The sequence below is a fragment of the Mesorhizobium sp. M0862 genome, assembly GCF_040319795.1.
Classification (GTDB): Bacteria; Pseudomonadota; Alphaproteobacteria; order Rhizobiales; family Rhizobiaceae; genus Mesorhizobium.
This window is the reverse complement of sequence record NZ_JAMYOJ010000001.1, coordinates 14364-33899: the sequence shown is the minus strand read 5'-3', so window position 1 is coordinate 33899 and position 19536 is coordinate 14364. Positions and strand designations below refer to the sequence as shown.

Below are 19536 nucleotides of genomic sequence, written 5' to 3'. Positions count from 1 at the left end.
GAAGGTAGATCGTGCCAATCAACCGGCGAGAGGGGGAATGGAATTCCAGTTTGACGCCGGCTTTGGACTCAAGCCAAACACCCTCCGTAGCCATCCTTCCCACCCCCCTCTGAGGGGCGTGCTATCCCGCCGACGTCAACAGCTTTACCCCAGCAGCTGCTTGCTCAGCCTAGCGCATTGCACGCGGATGTCGGGGATGGCGTCGATCTCGAAGAAGGTGCCGCGGGTCAGCGGCCCGACGGCGAGGATCTTGGCCGATGCGGTGCCGTCGCCGGCGATGATTTCGCATTTGGCTGTGACATCGAGACCAAGCCGCAGCGGGTCGGGCCGCGCCAGGCCTCGGTCGACCAGCGAACGCACGACGCTGTTCGACGTCGTCGAGATGTCGCGGGCGATGCCGGTGCAATCATAGATGCGGGCGACCTGCAGCGTTTCCAGCGCCTTTGTGTGGCGAGACTGGATGCCGACGGTGAATCCATCGCCGGCCTCGATGCCGACGACACGGCCGGCGACCGGGCGGATGCGGCCGGTGCGCACCGCTTCGGTGACGCGGGCATGCACCTCGGGCGCCAGCCGATGGCCATGGATGTCCCACCAGGCCTTGGTGTGCTCAACGAAGCGGCGCTTGGCCGAGGACGGCCAGTTCTGCCAGATTTTCTGATTGAAGGGTCGCAGCCCATCGACGACGTCGCGCCAGTCGATGCCGGCCTTCTGGTTTTCGCGGATCAGATCGCGGAACCAGCCGACGAAATAGGAGAGCTGCGTGCCGAGCGGAATGTCGGCGACGTCGAGCTTGATCGGGTTGCCCTTGCGGTGCGGCGACGGCAGCAGCCCGCGCCGCGATACGGCGACGATCTCGCCGCGATGGCCGCGCTGCTCGAGCGACAGGAAGGCATCGACCATGCTGAGCCCGGTGCCCAGCACCAGCACGCGGGCTTCAGGATCGAGCGCGGTGTCGGCCTCGGTGCCCATGCGGATGGCGTGGCCCTGGCCGGCGCCGGGCTGCTCGTCATGGCCGGTGGCAAGCACCGCCAGATGCGCGACGACGCTGGTGCCGTTGGCCAGCACAACTTCGACGCCGGACGATGTCGGCGAGATCGACAGGCTTTCCTCGCGAATCAGCCTGAGACGGCCGGTTTCCTTTTCGCGCGCTTCGAGCTCGTCGAGCACTTCCTTGAGGTAGCGGGCATAGACGCTGCGCGGCGCATAGAAGGGTGTCTGCGGCGTCTGTTCCTGGCTTATCAGGCCGCGCCCCTGCAACCAGCGCCAGAAATTCAGGGGATCGTCGGCATAGGCGCTCATGCCGGCAGCACTGACGTTCAGCACGTGCGCCGACAAAAGCGTCGAATAGGCGATGCCCTGACCGAAATGCGGACGCTTTTCGATCAGCGTAACGCGCAGGTCCGGATTGGCCGATTTGAGCAGATGCGCGGCCAGCACGACGCCGCTGGCACCGCCGCCGACGATGATGATCGAGCTGGGGATGATCGAATTGGCGCGCGCGACGCTCATGCGAGCACGCTCAGGATCAGGCGGGGACCTTTTGCGCCGGCGCAAGCTCGCCGATGTCCCTCGCGACCGGAAGGTCGTCGAGGACGATGTCGCGCATCTCGGCCAGCGTGCGCTGGTCGAGCACCTCGGCGATCGCCTGCCGGACCTCGAGCATCAGATGTCGGACTTGGCATGTCGCCTCATTGCAGTCTTCACAGCGCTGATACTGGGTGCGGCTGGCGCAGGGGATGGGCGCCAGCGGTCCGTCGAGCACGCGCACGACATGGCCGACCTTGATCTCGTCGGCCGGGCGCGCCAAGCGATAGCCGCCATCCTTGCCCTTGCGGCTCTGGACGAAACCGGCATTGCGCAATTCGCCCAGAATGGCGTCGAGGAATTTCTTCGGAATGTTGTTGCCGCTGGCGATGTCGCCGACAAAGGCGAGCTGTCCCACCGGCAGTTGCGCCAGATGGACCAGCGCCTTGAGGCCGTACTTGCCTTTTTTGGTGAGCATAGACCGAATGTTTCTCTGTCAGGCGATGGCCCAAAACCATCGGTTTCGAAACGCCTGACGTGCCTCCCCGCCGCGTGCAAGCTGCTTCGACACATAAATTCTACTGACATGATATACAAGCCGAGAAACCTTGATTTTGCTTCGTTTTCACGCCGCAGGGGCCACTTTAGCAAGGCTTTGTGCCGTTAAGGTCACAGCCAGCCGCGAGCGATTGCGGCGATGAGCGGCGGCTCCTGCTCCCAATGTCGATAAGATTACTATACTTACCCTCGAACACGCGGAACGTGTTTTCAAATCAACCGTCTTTTACAGCATGGATTTGCGCCATTTGGGGCTTTGCCGGGAATTTTGGGTCACAGCCGCGGATCGGCGAAACATGACTCCCGACAACTCGGGCGCCGCCCTGCGCCCGATATCAGGACGCCGCCTTGCCGCTCTGAGGCCGGGCGGCCTTGGCGGCCACCGGCACGCCGCTTGACCGCAGCATCCAGCGGTGGCCGTCGCTGCGGAAGTCGGTGAGGCTCAACGGCTCGACATCGATCCTGCGGCAGGCCGCAAGCGGCGCGCCGAGCACCAAATCAGGCCTCTTCCGTAGGAGGTTGGCAGGACCACCAACTCTTCAGCACCTTGGGGGCGCCGTTTGCGTTTGCGCACGGTTCGGCACGGGCCGGTCACCGCGCCCGCATCAGCCGGTGGTTTTTTTCTAACAAGTGCTTCTTGCTTGGAAGGATTTAACTCTACAAGAATGATAGAATTAGCTGACTATGAACAGGCATCCGGTTTTTCTCATTTTTCATGGAGCCTTTCATGTCCAGCATTTCGCGACGCATTGTCCTCCTGTCGTCGGCAGCTTTGGCGGGTGCGGCCTTCCTCGGCCCGGCCCAGGCGCAGGACCTCAACATCACCATCGGCTACCAGACGGTGGTCGAACCTTCCAAAGTAGCGCAGGCCGACAGCGCCTATGAAAAGGCGACCAAGGCCACGATCGACTGGCGCAAATTCGATTCCGGCGCCGATGTCATCGCCGCCGTCGCATCCGGTTCGGTCGATATCGGCTATGTCGGCTCGAGTCCGCTGGCCGCGGCCGCCAGCCGCGAACTGCCGATCCAGACCATCTTTGTCGTCGGCCTGATCGGCCAGTCCGAGGCGCTGGTCGCCCGCAATGGATCCGGCATCGAGAAGATCGCCGACCTCGCCGGCAAGAAGGTGGCGGTGCCGTTCGTGTCGACCACGCATTACAGCCTGCTTGCCGCGCTGAAGCACGAAAACGTCGACCCGAAGTCGGTCGAAATCCTTAATCTCAGGCCACCGGAAATAGCCGCCGCGTTCGCTCGCGGCGACATAGACGCGGCCTATGTCTGGGATCCGGCGCTCGGCCAGATCAAGACGACAGGCAAGGTGGTGCTGGATTCCTCGCAGGTTGCCGCCTGGGGCGCGCCGACCTTCGACGCCTGGATCGTGCGCACCGACTTCGCCGAAAAGAACCCGGACGCCGTGCGCGATTTCGTCAAGGTGACCGGCGAATCCTATGCCCAGTTCCTGGCCAAGCCCGAGGCATGGTCGGTTTCGTCGCCGGAAGCGGCCAAGATCGCCAAGATCACCGGCGCCAAACTGGAAGAGGTGCCGCAGCTCCTCAAGGGTTACGTCTTCCCGACATTGGAAGAGCAGGCTTCCGGCAAATTCCTCGGCGGCGGCACGGTCAAGGCGATCGAGGCAGCTTCGGCCTTCCTCAAGGAGCAGGGCAAGATCGACGCCGTGCTGCCCGACTATTCGAAATACGTGTCGTCGAAATACGTGACCGAGGCTCTGGCCTCGAACTGATCTTCAGTTTTACGCAATTCCGGACGGAAAACCGCTTCACACTTTTCCTGGAATTGCTCTGAACACGCGCGGTTTCCTCTTCCCTGACGCCGCGTGCTGCCTGGCCCGGATCCGCTCAACGAGGGCCGGGGCAGGCTGATTTTCTTCCGGAGCCCCTTTTCATGCCGCATCTCGTACTCCACCCGCATCTCGTACTCGACAAGGTCTCGGTTCACTATGACGGCCAGGCAGCGCCGGCGGTCGACCGAGTTTCCATCGATGTCGCCAAGGGCGATTTCGTCGTGCTGGTCGGCCGCTCCGGCTGCGGCAAGACCTCGCTGCTCAATGTCGCCGCCGGCCTGGTCGAGCCTGCGCGCGGGGTCGCCACGATCGGCGGCCGGCCGATCACCGGCCCAGGCTCCGACCGGGCGGTCGTGTTCCAGAACGATGCGCTGTTTCCCTGGCTGACGGCCCGTGAAAACGTCGCCTTTGCGCTCAGGCTGCGCGGCGTGCCGCAAGCCGAGCGGGCGCGCCGCGCCGACGAATTGCTGGCGCTGGTCAAGCTTGACGGCGTCGGCGACAAACGCATCTGGGAATTGTCCGGCGGCATGCGCCAGCGCGTCGGACTCGCCCGTGCACTCGCCGCCGAACCGGAATTCCTGCTGCTCGACGAACCGCTCGGCGCACTCGATGCGCTGACGCGCGAGCGCATGCAGACGACGCTGCTCGACCTGTGGACCGCAAGCCGGGTCGGCGTGCTGATGGTCACGCACGGCATCGAGGAGGCGCTGGTGCTGGCCACAAGCATCGTCGTTTTGGCGCCCGGACCGGGCCGCGTGGTGCGGACATTCGAGACCGGTTTCAGCCGGCGCTATGCCGCAGGCGAGCCGATCCGCGCCATCAAGGCCGATCCAGTCTTTGCCGCGGCGCGCGGCGAGCTGACCGGTGCGATCTTCGAAGGAGAGGCGGCATGAGCGTCACCTCCTACAGCGAGCGGCCGGCCACCGGGACCGGCGAGGCCGATGCCATTTCGGTGCCGTGGTCGCGGCCGGTGCGGAAGCGGCGCGGGGTTTCCTCGCGGGCGATCAGCGCCGTCACCATCCTGGTCGTGCTGGCGGCATGGGCGCTGTCTGCGCGCCTGCAACTGGTGTCGCCGGTGTTCCTGCCGTCGCCCGCTGCCGTGTGGACCAAGTTCATCGTGGTGATCAAGGACGGCTTCGTCGACGCGACTTTGCTCCAGCACACCGTCGCCAGCCTCGGCCGCGTCTTCGCGGCGCTGCTCGCGGCCATCGTCATCGGCGTTCCGGTTGGGCTGGCTATGGGCATTTCGACGGTCGGGCGCGGCATCTTCGATCCCTTGCTCGAATTTTTGCGGCCGATCCCGCCGCTCGCCTATCTGCCGCTGGTCATCATCTGGTTCGGCATCGGCGAGCCGTCAAAGATCCTGGTGATCGCCATTGCCATGCTGGCGCCCGTGGCGCTGTCGACGGCCTCGGGCGTGCGCGGTGTCTCAAAGGAGCGCATCGATGCGGCCCGTTCGCTTGGTGCGACGCAGCGCCAAGTGGTGCGCCATGTTATCCTGCCCAGCGCGCTGCCGTCGATCCTCACCGGCCTGCGCATCGCGCTCGGCGCCGGCTGGTCGACGCTGGTTGCAGCCGAGCTGGTGGCGGCAACGCGCGGCCTCGGCTTCATGATCCAGTCGGCCGCCCAGTTCCTGGTCACCGATGTCGTGGTGATGGGAATAGTGGTGATCGCGACAATAGCCTTCGTGCTGGAATTCATCATCCGCCGGATCGAGCGTCAGCTGGTTCCGTGGGCGGGAAAGGAATGACAACAAGTTTCTGCCGGTTTGACCGGCTGCTTCCCTTCGCAGCACGGCGACCGCCGATCCGGAACAGAAGGAGTGATGTCATGACCCAGTCCACCGCGGTGCTGTTCGCCCACCTCGGCAACTGGCTGCTCGCCTGGCGGGAGAACTCGTCGTCGCAGCCGCAACCGAAATCGCCGGCCCCGGTGCAACTCGACGCCGAACGCGACCGCCTGCCGCCACGCGACGAGGGATTTTACTGGGCCTGGCAGTATTGGTCGCAGTGAGGTGATGGTGATTAGCGCCAGCCTTCGCGATTTCGTCATCCTAGGGCGAAGCAAGGAGCGAAGCGACGCGGCGCAGACCCTAGGATCCATGCCGAGACGCTGATGCTACGCTCCAGGGGAGCAACAAACCGGGCGCCTACCACCCGGTTCCGCGAAACAGCTCAAACCACTCCGGATTGGCCTTCTCTATCAGTTCGATCTTCCACTGTCTCGGCCATCGCTTCAGCGACTTCTCGCGTTGAATGGCATCGGTGATGTCGAAGAATTCCTCATACCAGACCAGCCGTTGAACACCGTAGCGGCTGGTGAAGCCTGCGCCCTGGCCGGATTTGTGTTCAGGCATGCGGCGGGCGAGATCGTTGGTGACGCCGATGTAGATCGTGCCGCGTTTTTGGCTTGCAGTCATGTAGACGTAGCCGTCATGGTTTCAGGGTATCGAGCCTCGGTTCGCGCACAAGCGACATTCTGATCCGTTCCACTCTACGGCAAACGTCACGGCATGGATCCTAGGGTCTGCGCCGCGTCGCTTCGCTCCTTGCGAGCGCTGGGTTCTGAAGAAAATATTTCCACGTCAAGCAGCCAACTCGCAAAATCGTTTCTCTACTAAATTTATAGAGCTACCTAGCCTTGTCTCTCATCCACGGCAGGGAGCCCTTCCCGGCGCCGGTTCGCAGCGAAGGAAGAGGGATCATGTTCAGCCTGACCAGACGCGTTTTCGGCCTTGGCCTTTTGGCGGCGGGCATTGCTGCCTCGCTCAGTGCCTCGGCGCAGGAGTTGAAGCAGCTCAACATCGGCTATCAGAAGACCGGCCTGCCGGTCATCGCCCGGCAGCAGCAGGTGATCGAGAAGGCGCTGAGCGACAAGGGTGTCGCGGTGAAATGGGTCGAATTCACCGCCGGCCCGCCGCTGGTCGAGGCGCTCAATGTCGGCGCCATCGATGTCGGCTGGACCGGCGACGCACCGCCAATCTTCGGCCAGTCGGCCGGCGCCAACATCGTCTATGCGGCGGCACTGCCAGCCAATGGCGACGGCGAAGCGATCTTCGTCAAGCCGGCATCGCCGATCCAGTCGCTCGCCGACCTCAAGGGAAAGCGCATCGGCGTCGGCAAAGGCACCAGCGCGCACAATCTGCTGGTCGCAGCGCTCGAAAAAGCAAACATCCCCTTCGACCAGATCACCCCGGTCTATCTCAGCCCGGCCGATGCCGCGGCGGCTTTCGCCAGCGACCAGATCGATGCCTGGGCGGTCTGGGATCCGTTCTACGCCATCGCCGAGACACGCTACCAGCCGCGCGTGTTGGCGCGCTCCAGCGAGGTGCTCAAGGTGAACACCTATTTCCTCGCCAACAAGGATTTTGCCAAGGCGCATCCGGAGACGATCACCACGACGATAGCGGCGCTCGGCGTGGCGGCGAAATGGGCGGATGCGAACCGCGACAAGGTCGCCGCGGCGCTGCATGAGGTGACCGGCGTGCCGCTCGATGCACAGACGATCGCGGCCAACCGCACCAAATTCGGCATCTTCCCGATCACCGACGAGATCATCGCCGGCCAGCAGGCGACAGCCGACCGCTTCTTCAAGCTCAAGCTGATCCCGAACGCGGTGCGCATCTCCGACGCCGTGTGGACCGCACCGGGCAATTGAACTTTCACGTGCAGCGCCGGGCGGAAAACGCCCGGCGCCTTTTGCCGTTTCACGCTTCAGGGATTTCGCCATGACCGCTCCAGACAGTTCGCAAGCCGGCCCGCTCGATTTCTTCTGGTTCATCCCGACGCATGGCGACGGCTCCTATCTCGGCTCCGAACAGCAGCAGCGGCCGCCCGAGTTCGCTTACTTCAAGGAGATCGCACAGGCCGTCGACCGGCTCGGCTTTCCCGGCGTGCTTCTGCCGACCGGGCAGAATTGCGAGGATTCCTGGATCACCGCATCTGGCCTTGCAGCGCTGACGGAAAAGCTCAAATTCCTGGTGGCGCTGCGGCCCGGCGTGACGCTGCCGACCTTCGCGGCGCGCCAGACGGCGGCGCTCGACCGGCTGAGCAATGGCCGCCTGCTGCTCAATGTCGTGGTCGGCGGCAACCCGACCGAGCTTGCCGGCGATGGCGTGTTCCTGCCGCATGACGAGCGCTATGCGCAGGCGCAAGAGTTCCTGACCATCTGGCGCGCGCTGGTGTCGGGCGAGAGCGTCAACTTCAACGGCAAATATTACCGCGTCGACAATGGCCGCCTCGACCTTTTGCCGCAACAGGAGCGGCCGCCGCTCTATTTCGGCGGCTCGTCCGATGCCGGCCAGGAGCTCGCCGCCGATCTCGTCGATATGTACCTGACCTGGGGCGAGCCGCTGGCGCAGGTGGCGGAAAAACTCAGCGCGGCGCGCAAAAAGGCTGAACGGCGCGGCCGCAAACTGCGTTTCGGCATCAGGCTTCATTTCATCGTGCGCGAGACCGAGGAAGAGGCCTGGCGCGCCGCCGACCGGCTGATCAGCCACGTCACCGATGCCCAGATCGAAAATGCCCAGGCCCGCTTCACCAGGGAGATGGACTCTGTGGGACAGCGGCGCATGGCCGAACTGCATGGCGGCCGCCGCGACAGGCTGGTGGTTTCGCCCAATCTGTGGGCCGGCGTCGGCCTGGTGCGCGGCGGCGCCGGCACAGCTTTGGTCGGCTCGCCCGAGCAGATCGTCGAGCGCATCCGCGAGTATCAGGCGATCGGCATCGACACCATCATCGGCTCCGGCTACCCGCATCTCGAGGAAGCCTACCGCGTCGCCGAGCTTCTGTTCCCGCGTCTCGGCCTGGGCACCAGGCGGGCACGGGCGCATGAGAACATCGCCAATGAATTCGCCGTCGGCTTCCACGGCGCCAACCGCCTTCAGGCGTCGTCATGAGCCTGGCTCAACGGGTCAAACAGAACGGCATCGGCTGGCTGCTGCCGGCGTTGGTCATAATTGGCTGGGAAGCCGCCAGCCGCGCCGGCGTGATGCCGGCCAATGTGCTGCCGGCGCCGAGCGCGGTGGCCGAGGCCTTCTGGCGGCTGACGCTGTCGGGCGAGCTGATACAGAACATCGGCGTCAGCACGCTGCGCGCGCTGGCCGGCTTTGCCATCGGCGGCTCGATCGGCTTTGCACTCGGCCTTGCCAACGGGCTGTCGGCGCTCAGCCGCGGCCTGACCGACACGACGCTGCAGATGATCCGCAACATCCCGCATCTGGCGCTGATCCCGCTGGTCATCCTGTGGTTCGGCATCGACGAGGAAGCAAAACTGTTCCTGGTGGCGCTCGGCGTGTTCTTCCCGATCTACGTCAACACGCTGCTCGGCATCCAGAGCGTCGACCCGCAGCTGGTCGAGATGGGCCGGGTCTACGGCATGGACCGCCGCGCGTTGTTTTTTCAGGTGATCCTGCCCGGCGCGCTGCCGGCGATCTTCGTCGGCCTGCGCTATGCCTTAGGCATCATGTGGCTGACGCTGATCGTTGCCGAAACCATCTCGGCCAGTTCCGGCCTCGGCTACATGGCCATGCAGGCACGCGAATTCCTGCTGATCGATGTGGTCGTGCTGTCGATCCTGATCTATGCGCTGCTCGGCAAGCTTGCCGACAGCTTCGCCTGCCTGCTCGAGCGGCTGTCGCTCGGCTGGCATCCCGCCTTCCAGAACGCCTGAGGGTTCGATGCCAACCGCCAGCCTGACCGCCATCCGTTCCTTCGTCGCCGCGCCGGAACCGTCACGGCCGGAGGAGGCCGTCGAAAGGCAGCGCGCCTTTGCCTTCAAGGGCATGGAAAAGCGCTTTGGCGACAAGGTCGTGCTCGACTGCATCGATCTCGACGTGCCGGTCGGGCAGTTCGTTGCCGTCATCGGCAAGAGCGGCTGCGGCAAGAGCACGCTTTTGCGGCTGCTGGCCGGGCTCGACCGGCCGACGGAAGGATCGCTGACATTCGGGCCGGAAGCCAAGGCCGGCGCCGGCGAAGAGAGCCGCTTCATGTTCCAGGAGCCGCGGCTGTTGCCCTGGGCCAGCGTGGTGAAAAACGTCGAGGTCGGGCTGACCGGGCTTGCCACCGGTGCGGAAGCCAGGCGGCGCGCGCTCGCCATCCTGGGTGAAGTCGGCCTCGCCGACCGCGCCGACGAATGGCCCTCGGTGCTGTCGGGCGGCCAGAAGCAGCGCGTGGCGCTGGCGCGTGCACTGATCGGACAGCCAAAGATTCTGGCGCTCGACGAGCCGCTCGGCGCACTCGATGCGCTGACCCGCATCGAAATGCAGCAGCTTCTGGAACGCATCTGGCTGGAGCAAAAATTCACCGCCGTGCTGGTCACGCATGACGTCGCCGAGGCGGTTGCGCTCGCCGACCGGGTGGTGGTGATCGACGAGGGCCGCATCGCGCTCGATCTCGACGTGTCGGTGGCGCGGCCGCGCCGGCGCGGTTCGGTCGAGCTTGCCAGGCTGGAGGGAAGGATTCTGGATCAGCTGTTCGGGTAGTGCTGTCGCGGGCAGGGCATTCTATCCGAGCCGGATAGATAGGTAACAGAATGGACCGGCAATATGGGGTGGCTGTTTTCTTGCTCGCCGGGTTGTGCCTGTTTGCGACTGCGGGTTTGACCAGCGCCTTCCCCCACTCCGTCTTTCCTCTCCCCCGTCGATCGGGGGAGAGGTGTCGAGCGAAGCTCGACGGAGTGGGGGTCGATCTGTGTGGGTCGATTTTTCGTCGCAACTCACCCCCGCGAACGGCTCGCCCATACCAGCCCGGCGAAACCGACCAGCATGGTCACGATGCCGATATAGAGCCATTGCGACTGGCCGGTCATGAAACTGCCGCCGACCACGCCAATGCCCTGCAGCGACCACAGCGCGCCAATGGCGAGCACGATCAGCGCCAGCAGATATCTGAACAGTCTCATCGCCAAGATTCCTTTCCGAAGTCGATCGTCAACTGCGCCATGACCGTGATGACAGAGCGAAAGGACGGCGCCCAATCGCGCTCTCTTCTACTTGTACTATAACGTCCTGCCTTGCTCACGGAATCTGTGAAACAGCTCGCAATATCGCCGGAGATACGGCTGCGCCACACGAAAGATGCCTGACAAACTGTTTCCCAGCGACTCCAAACGTGTGCCGGTGCCACGGAACTGCCCGATGCTTGCCGCATTTCCTGCCTTATTCGACACTTAACGGCTGGGGTCTGTCGAAAACGGAGCCAATCCCCCCAACATGAAGAAAACAAACCAGACCGCGCTTATCGCGGTAACGATCGCGGCTGGCCTAATGGTCGGTGCATCCGCCTCCTCCGCCGCTGGCCAGTGCGGCCGCGCCTCCTGGTACGCACTGCATTCCAGGACCGCCAATGGCGAACGCATGAACCCGTCGGCGCTGACCGCCGCGCACCGCAGCCTGCCTTTCGGCACCAAGTTGAAAGTGACCAACCAGAATAATGGCCGCAGCGTCATCGTGCGCATCAACGACCGCGGCCCGTTCATCAAAGGGCGCGTGCTCGATCTGTCCAAGGGCGCCGCCGGCCAACTCGGCTTCATCGGCTCCGGCCATACCTCGGTGTGCATGGCGCGCGTCTAGATCTGTCCAAGTCCGGCCCGATCGGGCCGGACACATCCTGCCCCGTCGTCCAACAGCCTTGCATTTTGCAGTGCACATTGAGCCGGCTGCACCCGCCCAACGCGGTTTCTCAAGGCCTTGGACGAAAGATTGGCATATGTCACGCCACGTGACGTATTGCATCGCAGCAATATCTTGTTAACCTCCGCGCGAGACATTCAAGGCTCGGCGCTGTCCGTCGTCCCTTCGGTCACGGCAGCTGCGGAGTACCTGATGTTCTATCAGCTCTATGAAATGAACCATGCCGCCTTGCAGCCCGCGCGGCTTTATGCCGATGCAGTGCGGCTGTTCTACACCAACCCGCTCAATCCGTTTTCGCATACGCCGTGGGGCCGCTCGGTCGCCGCCACCGCCGAACTGTTCGAGCGCACGACGCGCCGCTACAGCAAGCCGCATTTCGGCCTGAGCAAGACCGTGGTCGACTGGAAGAGCGTCGAGGTCAGCGAAAAGACGGTGTGGTCGAAGCCGTTCTGCAATCTTACCCGCTTCGAGCGGTCGGTGCCCGCCGGGCGAAAGGCCGACCCCAAGCTTCTCATCGTGGCGCCGATGTCGGGCCATTATGCGACGCTGCTGCGCGGCACGGTCGAGGCGATGCTGCCCTATGCCGACGTGCACATCACCGACTGGGTCGATGCCCGCATGGTACCGGTGACTGACGGCCATTTCGACCTCGACGACTATATCGACTACATCATCGACATGCTGCATGCGCTGGGGCCGGACACCCATGTGATGGCGGTGTGCCAGCCTTCGGTGCCGGTGCTGGCAGCGGTGGCGCTGATGGAAAAGCGCGGCGATCCCTTCGTGCCCTCGACCATGACCCTGATGGGCGGGCCGATCGACACACGCCGCAACCCGACCGCGGTCAATCTTCTGGCCAAGGAAAAGGGCATCGACTGGTTCCGCGACAACGTCATCATGCATGCGCCATGGCCGGTGCCGGGCTTCGGCCGCGAGGTCTATCCGGGGTTCCTGCAGCTGTCGGGCTTCATGAGCATGAACCTCGACCGCCACATCACCGCCCACAAGGACTTCTTCATGCATCTGGTCAAGCATGACGGCGACAATGCCGAGAAGCACCGCGATTTCTACGACGAATATCTGGCGGTGATGGACCTGACGGCGGAATTCTATCTGCAGACCGTCGACACGGTGTTCGTGCGCCATGCGCTGCCCAAGGGCGAGATGACGCATCGCGGCGAGGTTGTCGACACCAAGGCGATCCGCAATGTCGCGCTGTTCACGGTCGAAGGCGAGAACGACGACATTTCCGGTCTCGGCCAGACCCAGGCCGCCCACGATCTCTGCCCCAACATCCCGGCTGACCGGCATGCGCATTACATGCAGCCGGCCGTCGGCCATTACGGCGTCTTCAACGGGTCGCGATTCCGCTCGGAAATCGTGCCGCGCATCGTCGATTTCATCACAAGCTACGGCCGCCAAACACGCGTAGCGGTGAAACCCAAGCTGGTCCGCTCCGCCAAAGGCTGAGGCTCGATCCGGCTGCAGCGTGCATTGCCCGCAAAAGCGGGGCGATTTTGCGCGCCACAGGCGTTCTGTTGCACAATAGACGCTGTTGGGCGGGCGCGGGTAACCATGCCGAAGAATCTGGCTCCCCCGATAATTGACACGGAGTGTAAATCCCCTTTAACCTTTCGTTAAGAACAAGGGCGAACGGGGACAATGACTTCCTCACCGATGGCACGGACGCTGCGCTTGTGGGCGGCAGCAGGGCTGGCGATCTCTGCGTGCTGGGCAGTGCCGGCACTTGCAGGCGGCGCCATGGCGACGGGCGGCATGACCTCGCAGCCGATCGGCCACTATGATTTCTGTAAAACCCAGCCCGGCGAATGCTCGATCCGGCCGAGCAACCTCAACCCCGCCGCGATGACCGACGCCTTCATGCGCAAGCTGATCAACGTGACGTCAAGGGTCAACGCCGCCGTCAAGCCGATGAGCGACTACGACATCTATGGCAAGGACGAGGTCTGGGCCTATCCCGACAAGGGCGTCGGCGATTGCGAAGACTATGTGCTGGAAAAGCGCCGCCTGCTCTCGCGCTCTGGCGTGTCGCTGGCCGATCTCTTGATCACCGTCGTGCGCAAGCCGGACGGCGAAGGCCATGCCGTGCTGACGGTGCGCACCGACAAGGGCGACTACGTCCTCGACAATCTGACCGACAAGGTGAAGATCTGGGACGCCACCGGCTATCGCTTCCTCAAGCGGCAGGCCATCGACAACACCGGCCGCTGGGTCTCGATCCGCGGCGGCCAGCAGGTGCTGGTCGGCGCGGTTCAGTAAATAAGGACGATGCATGTGAGCGCGTCGCTGCGAACAGCTTCGTCGGAAGCCCGCGGCTAATAACTTTCACGAGATAACCTAAAGTCGGCGCTGCCCCTCATTGCCCTGCCGGGCATTTCTCCCCGTATAGTGACGGGGAGAAAGATGCTGCCATCGGTGATTTCGCCAATCGTCAACGTTGCAAAATAGTCGCCGGCAGGCGGATGAGGGCAGCGCTGCCCTCGAAATCATATCTCTCGAAACGCCTCCTCGAAAAATTTCACTACCTGCGTGAACCAAACCGTCTCCAGCGGCGACACACAGCCGTAAACAGAAACCCAACCATGGAGACTTCAAATGACTGCTTTCCTGCGTAATGCTTTCCTCGCCGCCATCGCGGTATCGTCCCTGGCCGGATCCGCTATGGCCGACCAGACCGGCTGCGCCAAGAACAACCAGTGGGGCAATCGCTGTTGCGATCTCACCTCGGACTGCCTGGGTGGCGGTCGCGGCGGCGATCATGACAGCACTGGCGGCCGTGGCGGCCAGGCCGGCGCGAAGTAATCTCGCTATATGCCCGCTGGCTAACGGCCGGCGGGCATCGCCTTCAGGATGAAATGCCGGCGCTATTGATGAGCATTCGTGGCCTTGGCGCCGCCCTACTTACGCCGCTCCAGTGCCGCCCGGATCGAGCCGGTGATGCGGGCAAGCTCGGCTTCGTCCAGCTTCTCGATGTTTTCGGCCAAGAGATTGGCCAACTCGGTGGCGGCAGGACTGAGGCCGGACGTATCGAGTCTCACCCGCGGATGTGAGGCCTCGGCCAGACGCGCCAGCTCTTCGGCATCGTCCCAGATGACGTTGAAATAGCCGATGATCTTCTGGATCAGCGTCCAGGTCGGCGCGCCGCGGCGGCCATGTTCCAGCGCCGACAAATAGGCGGCGCTGACTCCGATCGCCTGCGCCATGTCCTTCTGGCGCAAGCCGCGCTCGGCTCGAAGCGCCCGCAGTTTTTCGCCGAACGGCGTCATCAGCGGGTTCGCCTGAGTCGAACGTAGAGCGCGCCCGAACCGCCGTGGTTGCGGGCGGCGTGATCGTGGCTGGAGACCAGCGGCCGGAAGGCAGGCGTCGACAGCCAGGCAGGCACGGCGCGCCGCAAGACGCCGTCGCCGCCCGACGACGACCCTTTTCCCGTAATGACGAGGACATAGCGGATGCCGCCGGCATGGGCCCGGTGCAGGAACGAAAACAGCAGCGAATAGGCCTCGTCCTGGGTCATGCCATGCAGATCGACGCGGCCTTCGATCGGCAGCCGGCCCTTCTTCAGCTTGTCCAATGTCGGCTCGTCCAGCGCGTGCGATACATGCTGCGCCTTCGGCTTGGCGGCGAGGACCGGACCGACAGCGACCGGCGTCTGTGCCGGCTTGGGGTCGACGACAATGTCGGGAATGTCGACCGCGGTCCGGCCCTTCAACGGTCGGGCGGTGCGCGCCACCAGGTTCCACAGCACCCGATCGTCTTCGTTGAGTTTATCGGGGCGCTTGCTCATCGATTCGATTCCGAAACGAGAGCGCGTGGAACCAAGGCATAGAAATCGGCCGCATTGCGAACGACGCCGGCGATCTCGCCGGCCGCATCGCCGGAGCCGGCGAACAGATCGCCCCGCGCCGGTCCGGTGATGGCCGAGCCGGTGTCCTGCGCAATCATCAGCCGCCGGAACGGTTTTCCGTCGAAGGCGGTCAGCGACGGAGCGTCGATGTAGAAGGGGGTACCGAATGTGTGCAGCAGCCGGTCGACCGCGAGCGAACGGCCCGGCGTCAACGGCACCTTGGCGGCGGCGATAGGACCGAGTGCGGCATCGTCGACATCGGCTTCGCGAAAGAAGATGTAGGAGCGGTTCTGCCAGAGGATCTCGTCGACGCGATCCGGATGCGCCCTGAACCAGGCGCGGATAGACTGCATCGTCACTTTTTCCAGTGGGATTTCGCCGAGTTCGGCGAGAATCTTCCCCGGACCGCTGAAACGTTGGCCGGATTTGGCGGCGTAGGTGACGCGGCAAAGCCGGCCGTCGGTCATCTTCAGCCTGGCCGCACCTTGCACATGGATGAAGAAGACGTCGACCTTGTCGGCAAGCCAGGCGATTTCCAGGCCTTGGCCGGCCAGCGCGCCTCTCTCGATCTCACTGCGGTCGAAATACTCCACCAGGCCCTGCGGCGTATCGCGGGCGAAGGCGAGATAGTCGTCCATCCCTCGAGGACGGTTGGCATCATCGATGTCGACGAGATCGGAAGGCCGCTCCAGCAGCGGCACCGTGAATTCATCCGTGCGCACTGGTGAGGCCTCGACCTCCGGCTCGTAGAAGCCGGTGACCAGGCCGGGGTTTTCGGATCGAATCTGGACTGGGGCGAAATGGCGCTCGAAAAAACCCTTGGCCGCCGACCGATTCGCCGGCGAAACGGTGCGCGCCTCGTCATAAGCGCCGGCAAACGCGTCGAACCGGACGCCCAACGAACCGGTGCGGTAGGGCTTGTTCAGGACATGAAAGGCCGAACGGCGGAAGGCTTCGAAAGCGGGCAGATGGTCATCGGAATTCCAACCGGGAAGATCATCGAAGGACTTTTCCACGAAAAGCGGCGAGAGCGACACCTCAGCCTCGCCACTGCCGATGTTTGCCTGCATGTCGCTATCCCAAAAAAGCTGCCCGCACCGGGCGACATGCATAGGCTCAGTCTTCTTCCTCGGTGGCGACCAGCTTCCAGTTCGGATCGCGCGAGCGTGTGTCGCGGGCGAAGGTCCAGACATCCTTGACCTCGGCCACCGTCTCGGGATCGCCATCGATGACGGCACCCGCCTTGTCGCGGGTCGCCGAAATCAGTTCGCTCACGATGCGCAGCGTGATGTGGGCCTCGCCGCCCTTCATCTCGGCCGAGACGATGTCGGCCTTGTCGATGCCGACGAAGGAGGACTGGATCTTTTCGGCTTTCGCCTCGCGGTCGCCAATCGCGGCAACGAAGCCGTCAAAAACCTCGCGCGACAACAGGTTCTTCAGCGTTTTTCGGTCGCCATCGGCATAGGCCATGACGATCATCTCATAAGCCATCTTGGCGCCGTCGACGAAGACTTTGGGGTCGAAGGAGGGATCATTGTCCTTGATCGCGCGCAGGCCCTTGTTGAGGTCGGTGTCGGGCTTGGCGAAGGCATCGATGGCCGCATAGGTCTCGGCAGCCGTCTCGCCCGGCATGCGCTTGCGTGGCAGCGAAACCACATTTTCGGGCTTCTGGGTCGCGTCCTTCTCGGTGCGGCTGGCCGTGTACGGATCGAAGGGCGGGCGCTCGCTGCCCGTGCGGCGGCCAAGCACGTTGCGCAGCTGGAAAAAGATCACCACCGCCGCAATCAGAAAGAAAATGGTGCCGAAGTCGAAGAATCCCATATCTTTCGCCAATCAATCCCTGACCTAGCCGGGACCGCCAGCCAATCGGGCGGCGGTCGCATGGCGTTAAACATGCAAAGCATATAGAACGCATGGCGCAATCATTCAAATCAAAGGCAGGCATACCTATCTAACGGCCTCAGTGCCAGCGGCGATTATGCGCCGCCCGGCAAACATGGAAACGATCGGTCAAGACTTGCGCATTTCCTTCCTTCCTCTGTTCCTGCTTGCGCTGCCGCTGCTGGAAATCGCCGGTTTCGTCATTGTCGGCCGCGAGGTCGGGGCGCTCGCCACGGTCGGCCTGGTGCTGGCTTCAAGCATTGCCGGCGTGCTTCTGCTCCGGCACCAGGGTTTTGGTGTCATGGCGCGGGTCCGCGCCGAGATGGCCGGCGGCGGCGACCCCAGCCGCCAGCTCGCGCATGGCGCCATGATCGTGGTCGCCGCCATCCTGTTGATCATCCCCGGCTTCATCACCGATATTATCGGCCTGCTGCTGTTCCTGCCGCCGGTGCGCGACCTTGCCTGGCGCAGGCTCAAGGGCCGCATCGTCGTCGCGACCGATTTCACCGCCGGCGGTTTTCGCGGCAGGTCGCGCGACAAGGTCATCGACCTCGACGACCGCGACTATTCGCGCGAGGACGATTTCAAGCGCGGTCCCGACCATAACTCGCCGTGGCGCCGCCTGAAGGACGACTGAACGTCACCTTGCCAACGACTGACTATTGACCCCTTTCGGCCTGAAGGCGGCAAACCTTGTCTTGTCTTGCCGACCATGCTAGCCAACGCCCGATTTCAATTCGGTCAGCGCTGCTGTCCAGGCAAAAGGAACAAGGCTCATGGCCAGCAAAGATGACGCGCCGGTCGGCGCCGCCAACGGCAACGGCGAAACGGCGCAGCCGTCGCTCAACGTGCTTGCCCAGTATGTGAAGGACCTGTCCTTCGAAAGCCCCGGCGCGCCGAACTCGCTGCGCGGCCGCGACAAGGCCCCAGGCATTGCGATCAACGTCAATGTCAATGCCAACCCGCTCTCCGACAAGCAGTTCGACGTCAATCTGACCTTGAACGCCAAGGCGTCCTTCGACCAGGAAGTGCTGTTCAATGTCGAACTGGTCTATGGCGGCGTCTTCGCCATCGCCGGCTTCCCGCAGGAGCACATGCTGCCGATCCTGTTCATCGAATGCCCGCGGCTTTTGTTCCCGTTCGCCCGCCAGATCATCGCCGAAGCCACCCGCAATGGCGGCTTCCCGCCGTTGATGCTCGACCCGATCGATTTTGCACAGATGTTCCAGCAGAAGCTGGCCGAGGACCAGGCGGCATCGAAGGTCAAGGTGAGCTGAAGGCAAGCGTCACGCGCATGAGTTGAAAGCCCGGCTTCGTGCCGGGCTTTTAGTATACTGAGATGCTGGCGGGACAGCACCCCCTCTGCCTTGCCAGGCATCTCCCCCTCAAGGGGGGAGATTGGCCGTCATCGCGACCTTCGCCAAATTTAGACGTTGCAGGAATGGGCTGGAGCGGCGAAGCTGCTGATCTCCCCCCTTGAGGGGGAGATGGCCGGCAGGCCAGAGAGGGGTGTGACGGAACGCTACCTCCGCGATCCGTTCACCCCGCCGCCACCTTCAGCCACAGCGCCTTTTCACCGAGCGTCGCCACCAGCCCCGCATGCGCCGCTCGCTCGCCCTCGGTCAGGCGCGGCGGCAGGGCGATTGGCCTGGCGGCGATCGAGATGTCGATATCGGCAACGTCGCCATTGCTGTTGAGCTGCACCACGACGGCGTCGAGGACAAGTGCGGCCTGCTTGCCGCCGATGAGTTCGATGTAGACTTCGGCCAGGAGCTCGGAATCGAGCAGCGCGCCGTGCTTGGTGCGGTGGCCGTTGTCGATGCCGTAGCGGCGGCAGAGCGCGTCGAGCGAATTAGGGCCCATCGGATGCTTGCGCCGCGCCAGCGCCAGCGTGTCGACGACGCGCCCGGTGTCTATGGCCGGCTGGCCGAGCCGCCCGAATTCCGTGTTGAGGAAGCCGATGTCGAAACTGGCGTTGTGGGCGACGAGCTTGGCGCCGTCGGTGAAGGCGAGCCATTCCTCGGCGATTTCGGCAAAGGTCGGCTTGCCGACGAGGTCGGCGGTGCTGATGCCGTGCACGGCTTGCGCCTCGACATGGACGGCGCGCCCCTGCGGATTGATGAATTTGTGGAAGGTGCGGCCGGTCGGGAAGCGGTTGACCAGCTCGACGCCGCCAAGCTCGATGATGCGGTCGTCGCGCATGTCGAGTCCGGTGGTTTCGGTATCGAAAATGATCTCACGCATAGAATCAACCTACTCCTGGAGGAGTAGAAT

At 63.7% G+C, this 19536-nt stretch carries 24 protein-coding genes; 14 read left to right on the top strand and 10 right to left on the bottom strand.

From position 1 onward, the window contains the following. Positions 1–144 precede the first annotated feature (144 nt). The 3 genes from NKI15_RS00190 to NKI15_RS00180 all read right to left on the bottom strand — a co-directional run bounded on the left by NKI15_RS00190 (position 145) and on the right by NKI15_RS00180 (position 2582). Positions 145–1512 (bottom strand): FAD/NAD(P)-binding protein, encoded by a 1368-nt coding sequence (locus NKI15_RS00190; RefSeq protein WP_352885618.1) that lies wholly within the window; start codon positions 1510–1512, stop codon positions 145–147. 16 nt (positions 1513–1528) lie between these two features. Further along, positions 1529–2005 (bottom strand): RrF2 family transcriptional regulator, encoded by a 477-nt coding sequence (locus NKI15_RS00185; protein WP_023698087.1) that lies wholly within the window; start codon positions 2003–2005, stop codon positions 1529–1531. Between the two features lie 415 nt (positions 2006–2420). Continuing rightward, complete coding sequence (locus NKI15_RS00180; protein WP_023681206.1) at positions 2421–2582, bottom strand: hypothetical protein; 162 nt, start codon at positions 2580–2582, stop codon at positions 2421–2423. A 230-nt stretch (positions 2583–2812) separates the two neighbouring features. Here NKI15_RS00180 and tauA point away from each other — a divergent pair, with 230 nt between their 5' ends. The 4 genes from tauA (at position 2813) to NKI15_RS00160 (ending at position 5899) form a co-directional block, all read left to right on the top strand. Then, positions 2813–3826, top strand: a complete 1014-nt coding sequence (tauA, locus tag NKI15_RS00175) for a taurine ABC transporter substrate-binding protein (RefSeq protein ID WP_352885617.1) — start codon at positions 2813–2815, stop codon at positions 3824–3826. Between the two features lie 161 nt (positions 3827–3987). Next, complete coding sequence (locus NKI15_RS00170) at positions 3988–4779, top strand: taurine ABC transporter ATP-binding protein (RefSeq protein WP_352885616.1); 792 nt, start codon at positions 3988–3990, stop codon at positions 4777–4779. Further along, on the top strand, positions 4776–5636 hold the full coding sequence (locus tag NKI15_RS00165) for an ABC transporter permease subunit (RefSeq protein WP_352885615.1): 861 nt from the start codon (positions 4776–4778) through the stop codon (positions 5634–5636). The genes NKI15_RS00170 and NKI15_RS00165 overlap by 4 nt, the downstream gene beginning before the upstream one ends. Before the next feature lie 80 nt (positions 5637–5716). Next, positions 5717–5899: a hypothetical protein gene (locus tag NKI15_RS00160; RefSeq protein WP_023672089.1), complete on the top strand. Its 183-nt coding sequence runs from the start codon at positions 5717–5719 to the stop codon at positions 5897–5899. Between the two features lie 136 nt (positions 5900–6035). On the opposite strand, the gene NKI15_RS00155 is transcribed toward NKI15_RS00160, so the two are convergent. Next, entirely contained in the window at positions 6036–6305 is a 270-nt protein-coding gene (locus NKI15_RS00155; RefSeq protein WP_352514286.1) for a GIY-YIG nuclease family protein, read from the bottom strand. Between the two features lie 284 nt (positions 6306–6589). Here NKI15_RS00155 and NKI15_RS00150 point away from each other — a divergent pair, with 284 nt between their 5' ends. The 4 genes from NKI15_RS00150 (at position 6590) to NKI15_RS00135 (ending at position 10367) form a co-directional block, all read left to right on the top strand. Beyond that, positions 6590–7543: a sulfonate ABC transporter substrate-binding protein gene (locus tag NKI15_RS00150; protein ID WP_352514285.1), complete on the top strand. Its 954-nt coding sequence runs from the start codon at positions 6590–6592 to the stop codon at positions 7541–7543. A gap of 70 nt (positions 7544–7613) precedes the next feature. Next, positions 7614–8783 (top strand): FMNH2-dependent alkanesulfonate monooxygenase, encoded by a 1170-nt coding sequence (gene ssuD / locus NKI15_RS00145; protein WP_352514284.1) that lies wholly within the window; start codon positions 7614–7616, stop codon positions 8781–8783. Then, entirely contained in the window at positions 8780–9556 is a 777-nt protein-coding gene (locus NKI15_RS00140) for an ABC transporter permease subunit (RefSeq protein WP_352514283.1), read from the top strand. Before ssuD ends, NKI15_RS00140 begins: the two co-directional genes overlap by 4 nt. Positions 9557–9563: 7 nt before the next feature. After that, positions 9564–10367 carry an ATP-binding cassette domain-containing protein gene (locus NKI15_RS00135; protein WP_352510733.1) on the top strand — a complete coding sequence of 268 codons (804 nt, stop codon included), beginning with the start codon at positions 9564–9566 and terminating at the stop codon, positions 10365–10367. Between the two features lie 233 nt (positions 10368–10600). Here the strand turns inward: NKI15_RS00135 and NKI15_RS00130 are convergent, their stop codons facing one another. After that, on the bottom strand, positions 10601–10786 hold the full coding sequence (locus NKI15_RS00130; RefSeq protein WP_023710328.1) for a hypothetical protein: 186 nt from the start codon (positions 10784–10786) through the stop codon (positions 10601–10603). Between the two features lie 310 nt (positions 10787–11096). On the opposite strand from NKI15_RS00130, the gene NKI15_RS00125 reads away from it, so the two are divergent. From NKI15_RS00125 to NKI15_RS00110, 4 genes are all read left to right on the top strand, one after another. After that, positions 11097–11456, top strand: a complete 360-nt coding sequence (locus NKI15_RS00125) for a septal ring lytic transglycosylase RlpA family protein (protein ID WP_352514282.1) — start codon at positions 11097–11099, stop codon at positions 11454–11456. A gap of 252 nt (positions 11457–11708) precedes the next feature. Beyond that, entirely contained in the window at positions 11709–12986 is a 1278-nt protein-coding gene (locus tag NKI15_RS00120; RefSeq protein ID WP_023686051.1) for a polyhydroxyalkanoate depolymerase, read from the top strand. Positions 12987–13178: 192 nt separating this feature from the next. Next, entirely contained in the window at positions 13179–13796 is a 618-nt protein-coding gene (locus NKI15_RS00115; protein ID WP_352514281.1) for a transglutaminase-like cysteine peptidase, read from the top strand. A gap of 336 nt (positions 13797–14132) precedes the next feature. Then, positions 14133–14339 carry a hypothetical protein gene (locus NKI15_RS00110; protein ID WP_023672099.1) on the top strand — a complete coding sequence of 69 codons (207 nt, stop codon included), beginning with the start codon at positions 14133–14135 and terminating at the stop codon, positions 14337–14339. Positions 14340–14434: 95 nt separating this feature from the next. Here NKI15_RS00110 and NKI15_RS00105 read toward each other — a convergent pair whose 3' ends face one another. From NKI15_RS00105 to NKI15_RS00090, 4 genes are all read right to left on the bottom strand, one after another. After that, a complete protein-coding gene (locus tag NKI15_RS00105) occupies positions 14435–14803 on the bottom strand; it encodes a helix-turn-helix domain-containing protein (protein WP_023672100.1) in 369 nt (122 codons plus the stop codon). After that, positions 14803–15321 (bottom strand): Smr/MutS family protein, encoded by a 519-nt coding sequence (locus tag NKI15_RS00100; protein ID WP_352514280.1) that lies wholly within the window; start codon positions 15319–15321, stop codon positions 14803–14805. Before NKI15_RS00100 ends, NKI15_RS00105 begins: the two co-directional genes overlap by 1 nt. Next, entirely contained in the window at positions 15318–16418 is a 1101-nt protein-coding gene (gene mltA, locus NKI15_RS00095) for a murein transglycosylase A (RefSeq protein WP_352514447.1), read from the bottom strand. The genes NKI15_RS00100 and mltA overlap by 4 nt, the downstream gene beginning before the upstream one ends. Before the next feature lie 79 nt (positions 16419–16497). Continuing rightward, positions 16498–17202 carry a Tim44/TimA family putative adaptor protein gene (locus NKI15_RS00090; protein ID WP_023672103.1) on the bottom strand — a complete coding sequence of 235 codons (705 nt, stop codon included), beginning with the start codon at positions 17200–17202 and terminating at the stop codon, positions 16498–16500. 196 nt (positions 17203–17398) lie between these two features. On the opposite strand from NKI15_RS00090, the gene NKI15_RS00085 reads away from it, so the two are divergent. Both NKI15_RS00085 and secB read left to right on the top strand, forming a co-directional pair. Further along, positions 17399–17899 carry an FxsA family protein gene (locus tag NKI15_RS00085; RefSeq protein WP_023742015.1) on the top strand — a complete coding sequence of 167 codons (501 nt, stop codon included), beginning with the start codon at positions 17399–17401 and terminating at the stop codon, positions 17897–17899. Between the two features lie 139 nt (positions 17900–18038). Beyond that, positions 18039–18539 (top strand): protein-export chaperone SecB, encoded by a 501-nt coding sequence (secB, locus tag NKI15_RS00080; protein ID WP_023672105.1) that lies wholly within the window; start codon positions 18039–18041, stop codon positions 18537–18539. Between the two features lie 262 nt (positions 18540–18801). On the opposite strand, the gene dnaQ is transcribed toward secB, so the two are convergent. After that, positions 18802–19506, bottom strand: a complete 705-nt coding sequence (gene dnaQ / locus NKI15_RS00075; protein WP_352514279.1) for a DNA polymerase III subunit epsilon — start codon at positions 19504–19506, stop codon at positions 18802–18804. Between the last annotated feature and the right edge of the window lie 30 nt (positions 19507–19536).

What these genes read in the sequence shown, in the direction of transcription:
- NKI15_RS00190 (WP_352885618.1), bottom strand. Translation starts at nt 1,512, where the DNA reads ATGAGCGTCGCGCGCGCCAATTCGATCATCCCCAGCTCGATCATCATC.
- NKI15_RS00185 (WP_023698087.1), bottom strand. Translation starts at nt 2,005, where the DNA reads ATGCTCACCAAAAAAGGCAAGTACGGCCTCAAGGCGCTGGTCCATCTG.
- tauA (WP_352885617.1), top strand. Translation starts at nt 2,813, where the DNA reads ATGTCCAGCATTTCGCGACGCATTGTCCTCCTGTCGTCGGCAGCTTTG.
- NKI15_RS00170 (WP_352885616.1), top strand. Translation starts at nt 3,988, where the DNA reads ATGCCGCATCTCGTACTCCACCCGCATCTCGTACTCGACAAGGTCTCG.
- NKI15_RS00165 (WP_352885615.1), top strand. Translation starts at nt 4,776, where the DNA reads ATGAGCGTCACCTCCTACAGCGAGCGGCCGGCCACCGGGACCGGCGAG.
- NKI15_RS00160 (WP_023672089.1), top strand. Translation starts at nt 5,717, where the DNA reads ATGACCCAGTCCACCGCGGTGCTGTTCGCCCACCTCGGCAACTGGCTG.
- NKI15_RS00155 (WP_352514286.1), bottom strand. Translation starts at nt 6,305, where the DNA reads ATGACTGCAAGCCAAAAACGCGGCACGATCTACATCGGCGTCACCAAC.
- NKI15_RS00150 (WP_352514285.1), top strand. Translation starts at nt 6,590, where the DNA reads ATGTTCAGCCTGACCAGACGCGTTTTCGGCCTTGGCCTTTTGGCGGCG.
- ssuD (WP_352514284.1), top strand. Translation starts at nt 7,614, where the DNA reads ATGACCGCTCCAGACAGTTCGCAAGCCGGCCCGCTCGATTTCTTCTGG.
- NKI15_RS00140 (WP_352514283.1), top strand. Translation starts at nt 8,780, where the DNA reads ATGAGCCTGGCTCAACGGGTCAAACAGAACGGCATCGGCTGGCTGCTG.
- NKI15_RS00135 (WP_352510733.1), top strand. Translation starts at nt 9,564, where the DNA reads ATGCCAACCGCCAGCCTGACCGCCATCCGTTCCTTCGTCGCCGCGCCG.
- NKI15_RS00130 (WP_023710328.1), bottom strand. Translation starts at nt 10,786, where the DNA reads ATGAGACTGTTCAGATATCTGCTGGCGCTGATCGTGCTCGCCATTGGC.
- NKI15_RS00125 (WP_352514282.1), top strand. Translation starts at nt 11,097, where the DNA reads ATGAAGAAAACAAACCAGACCGCGCTTATCGCGGTAACGATCGCGGCT.
- NKI15_RS00120 (WP_023686051.1), top strand. Translation starts at nt 11,709, where the DNA reads ATGTTCTATCAGCTCTATGAAATGAACCATGCCGCCTTGCAGCCCGCG.
- NKI15_RS00115 (WP_352514281.1), top strand. Translation starts at nt 13,179, where the DNA reads ATGACTTCCTCACCGATGGCACGGACGCTGCGCTTGTGGGCGGCAGCA.
- NKI15_RS00110 (WP_023672099.1), top strand. Translation starts at nt 14,133, where the DNA reads ATGACTGCTTTCCTGCGTAATGCTTTCCTCGCCGCCATCGCGGTATCG.
- NKI15_RS00105 (WP_023672100.1), bottom strand. Translation starts at nt 14,803, where the DNA reads ATGACGCCGTTCGGCGAAAAACTGCGGGCGCTTCGAGCCGAGCGCGGC.
- NKI15_RS00100 (WP_352514280.1), bottom strand. Translation starts at nt 15,321, where the DNA reads ATGAGCAAGCGCCCCGATAAACTCAACGAAGACGATCGGGTGCTGTGG.
- NKI15_RS00090 (WP_023672103.1), bottom strand. Translation starts at nt 17,202, where the DNA reads ATGGGATTCTTCGACTTCGGCACCATTTTCTTTCTGATTGCGGCGGTG.
- secB (WP_023672105.1), top strand. Translation starts at nt 18,039, where the DNA reads ATGGCCAGCAAAGATGACGCGCCGGTCGGCGCCGCCAACGGCAACGGC.
- dnaQ (WP_352514279.1), bottom strand. Translation starts at nt 19,506, where the DNA reads ATGCGTGAGATCATTTTCGATACCGAAACCACCGGACTCGACATGCGC.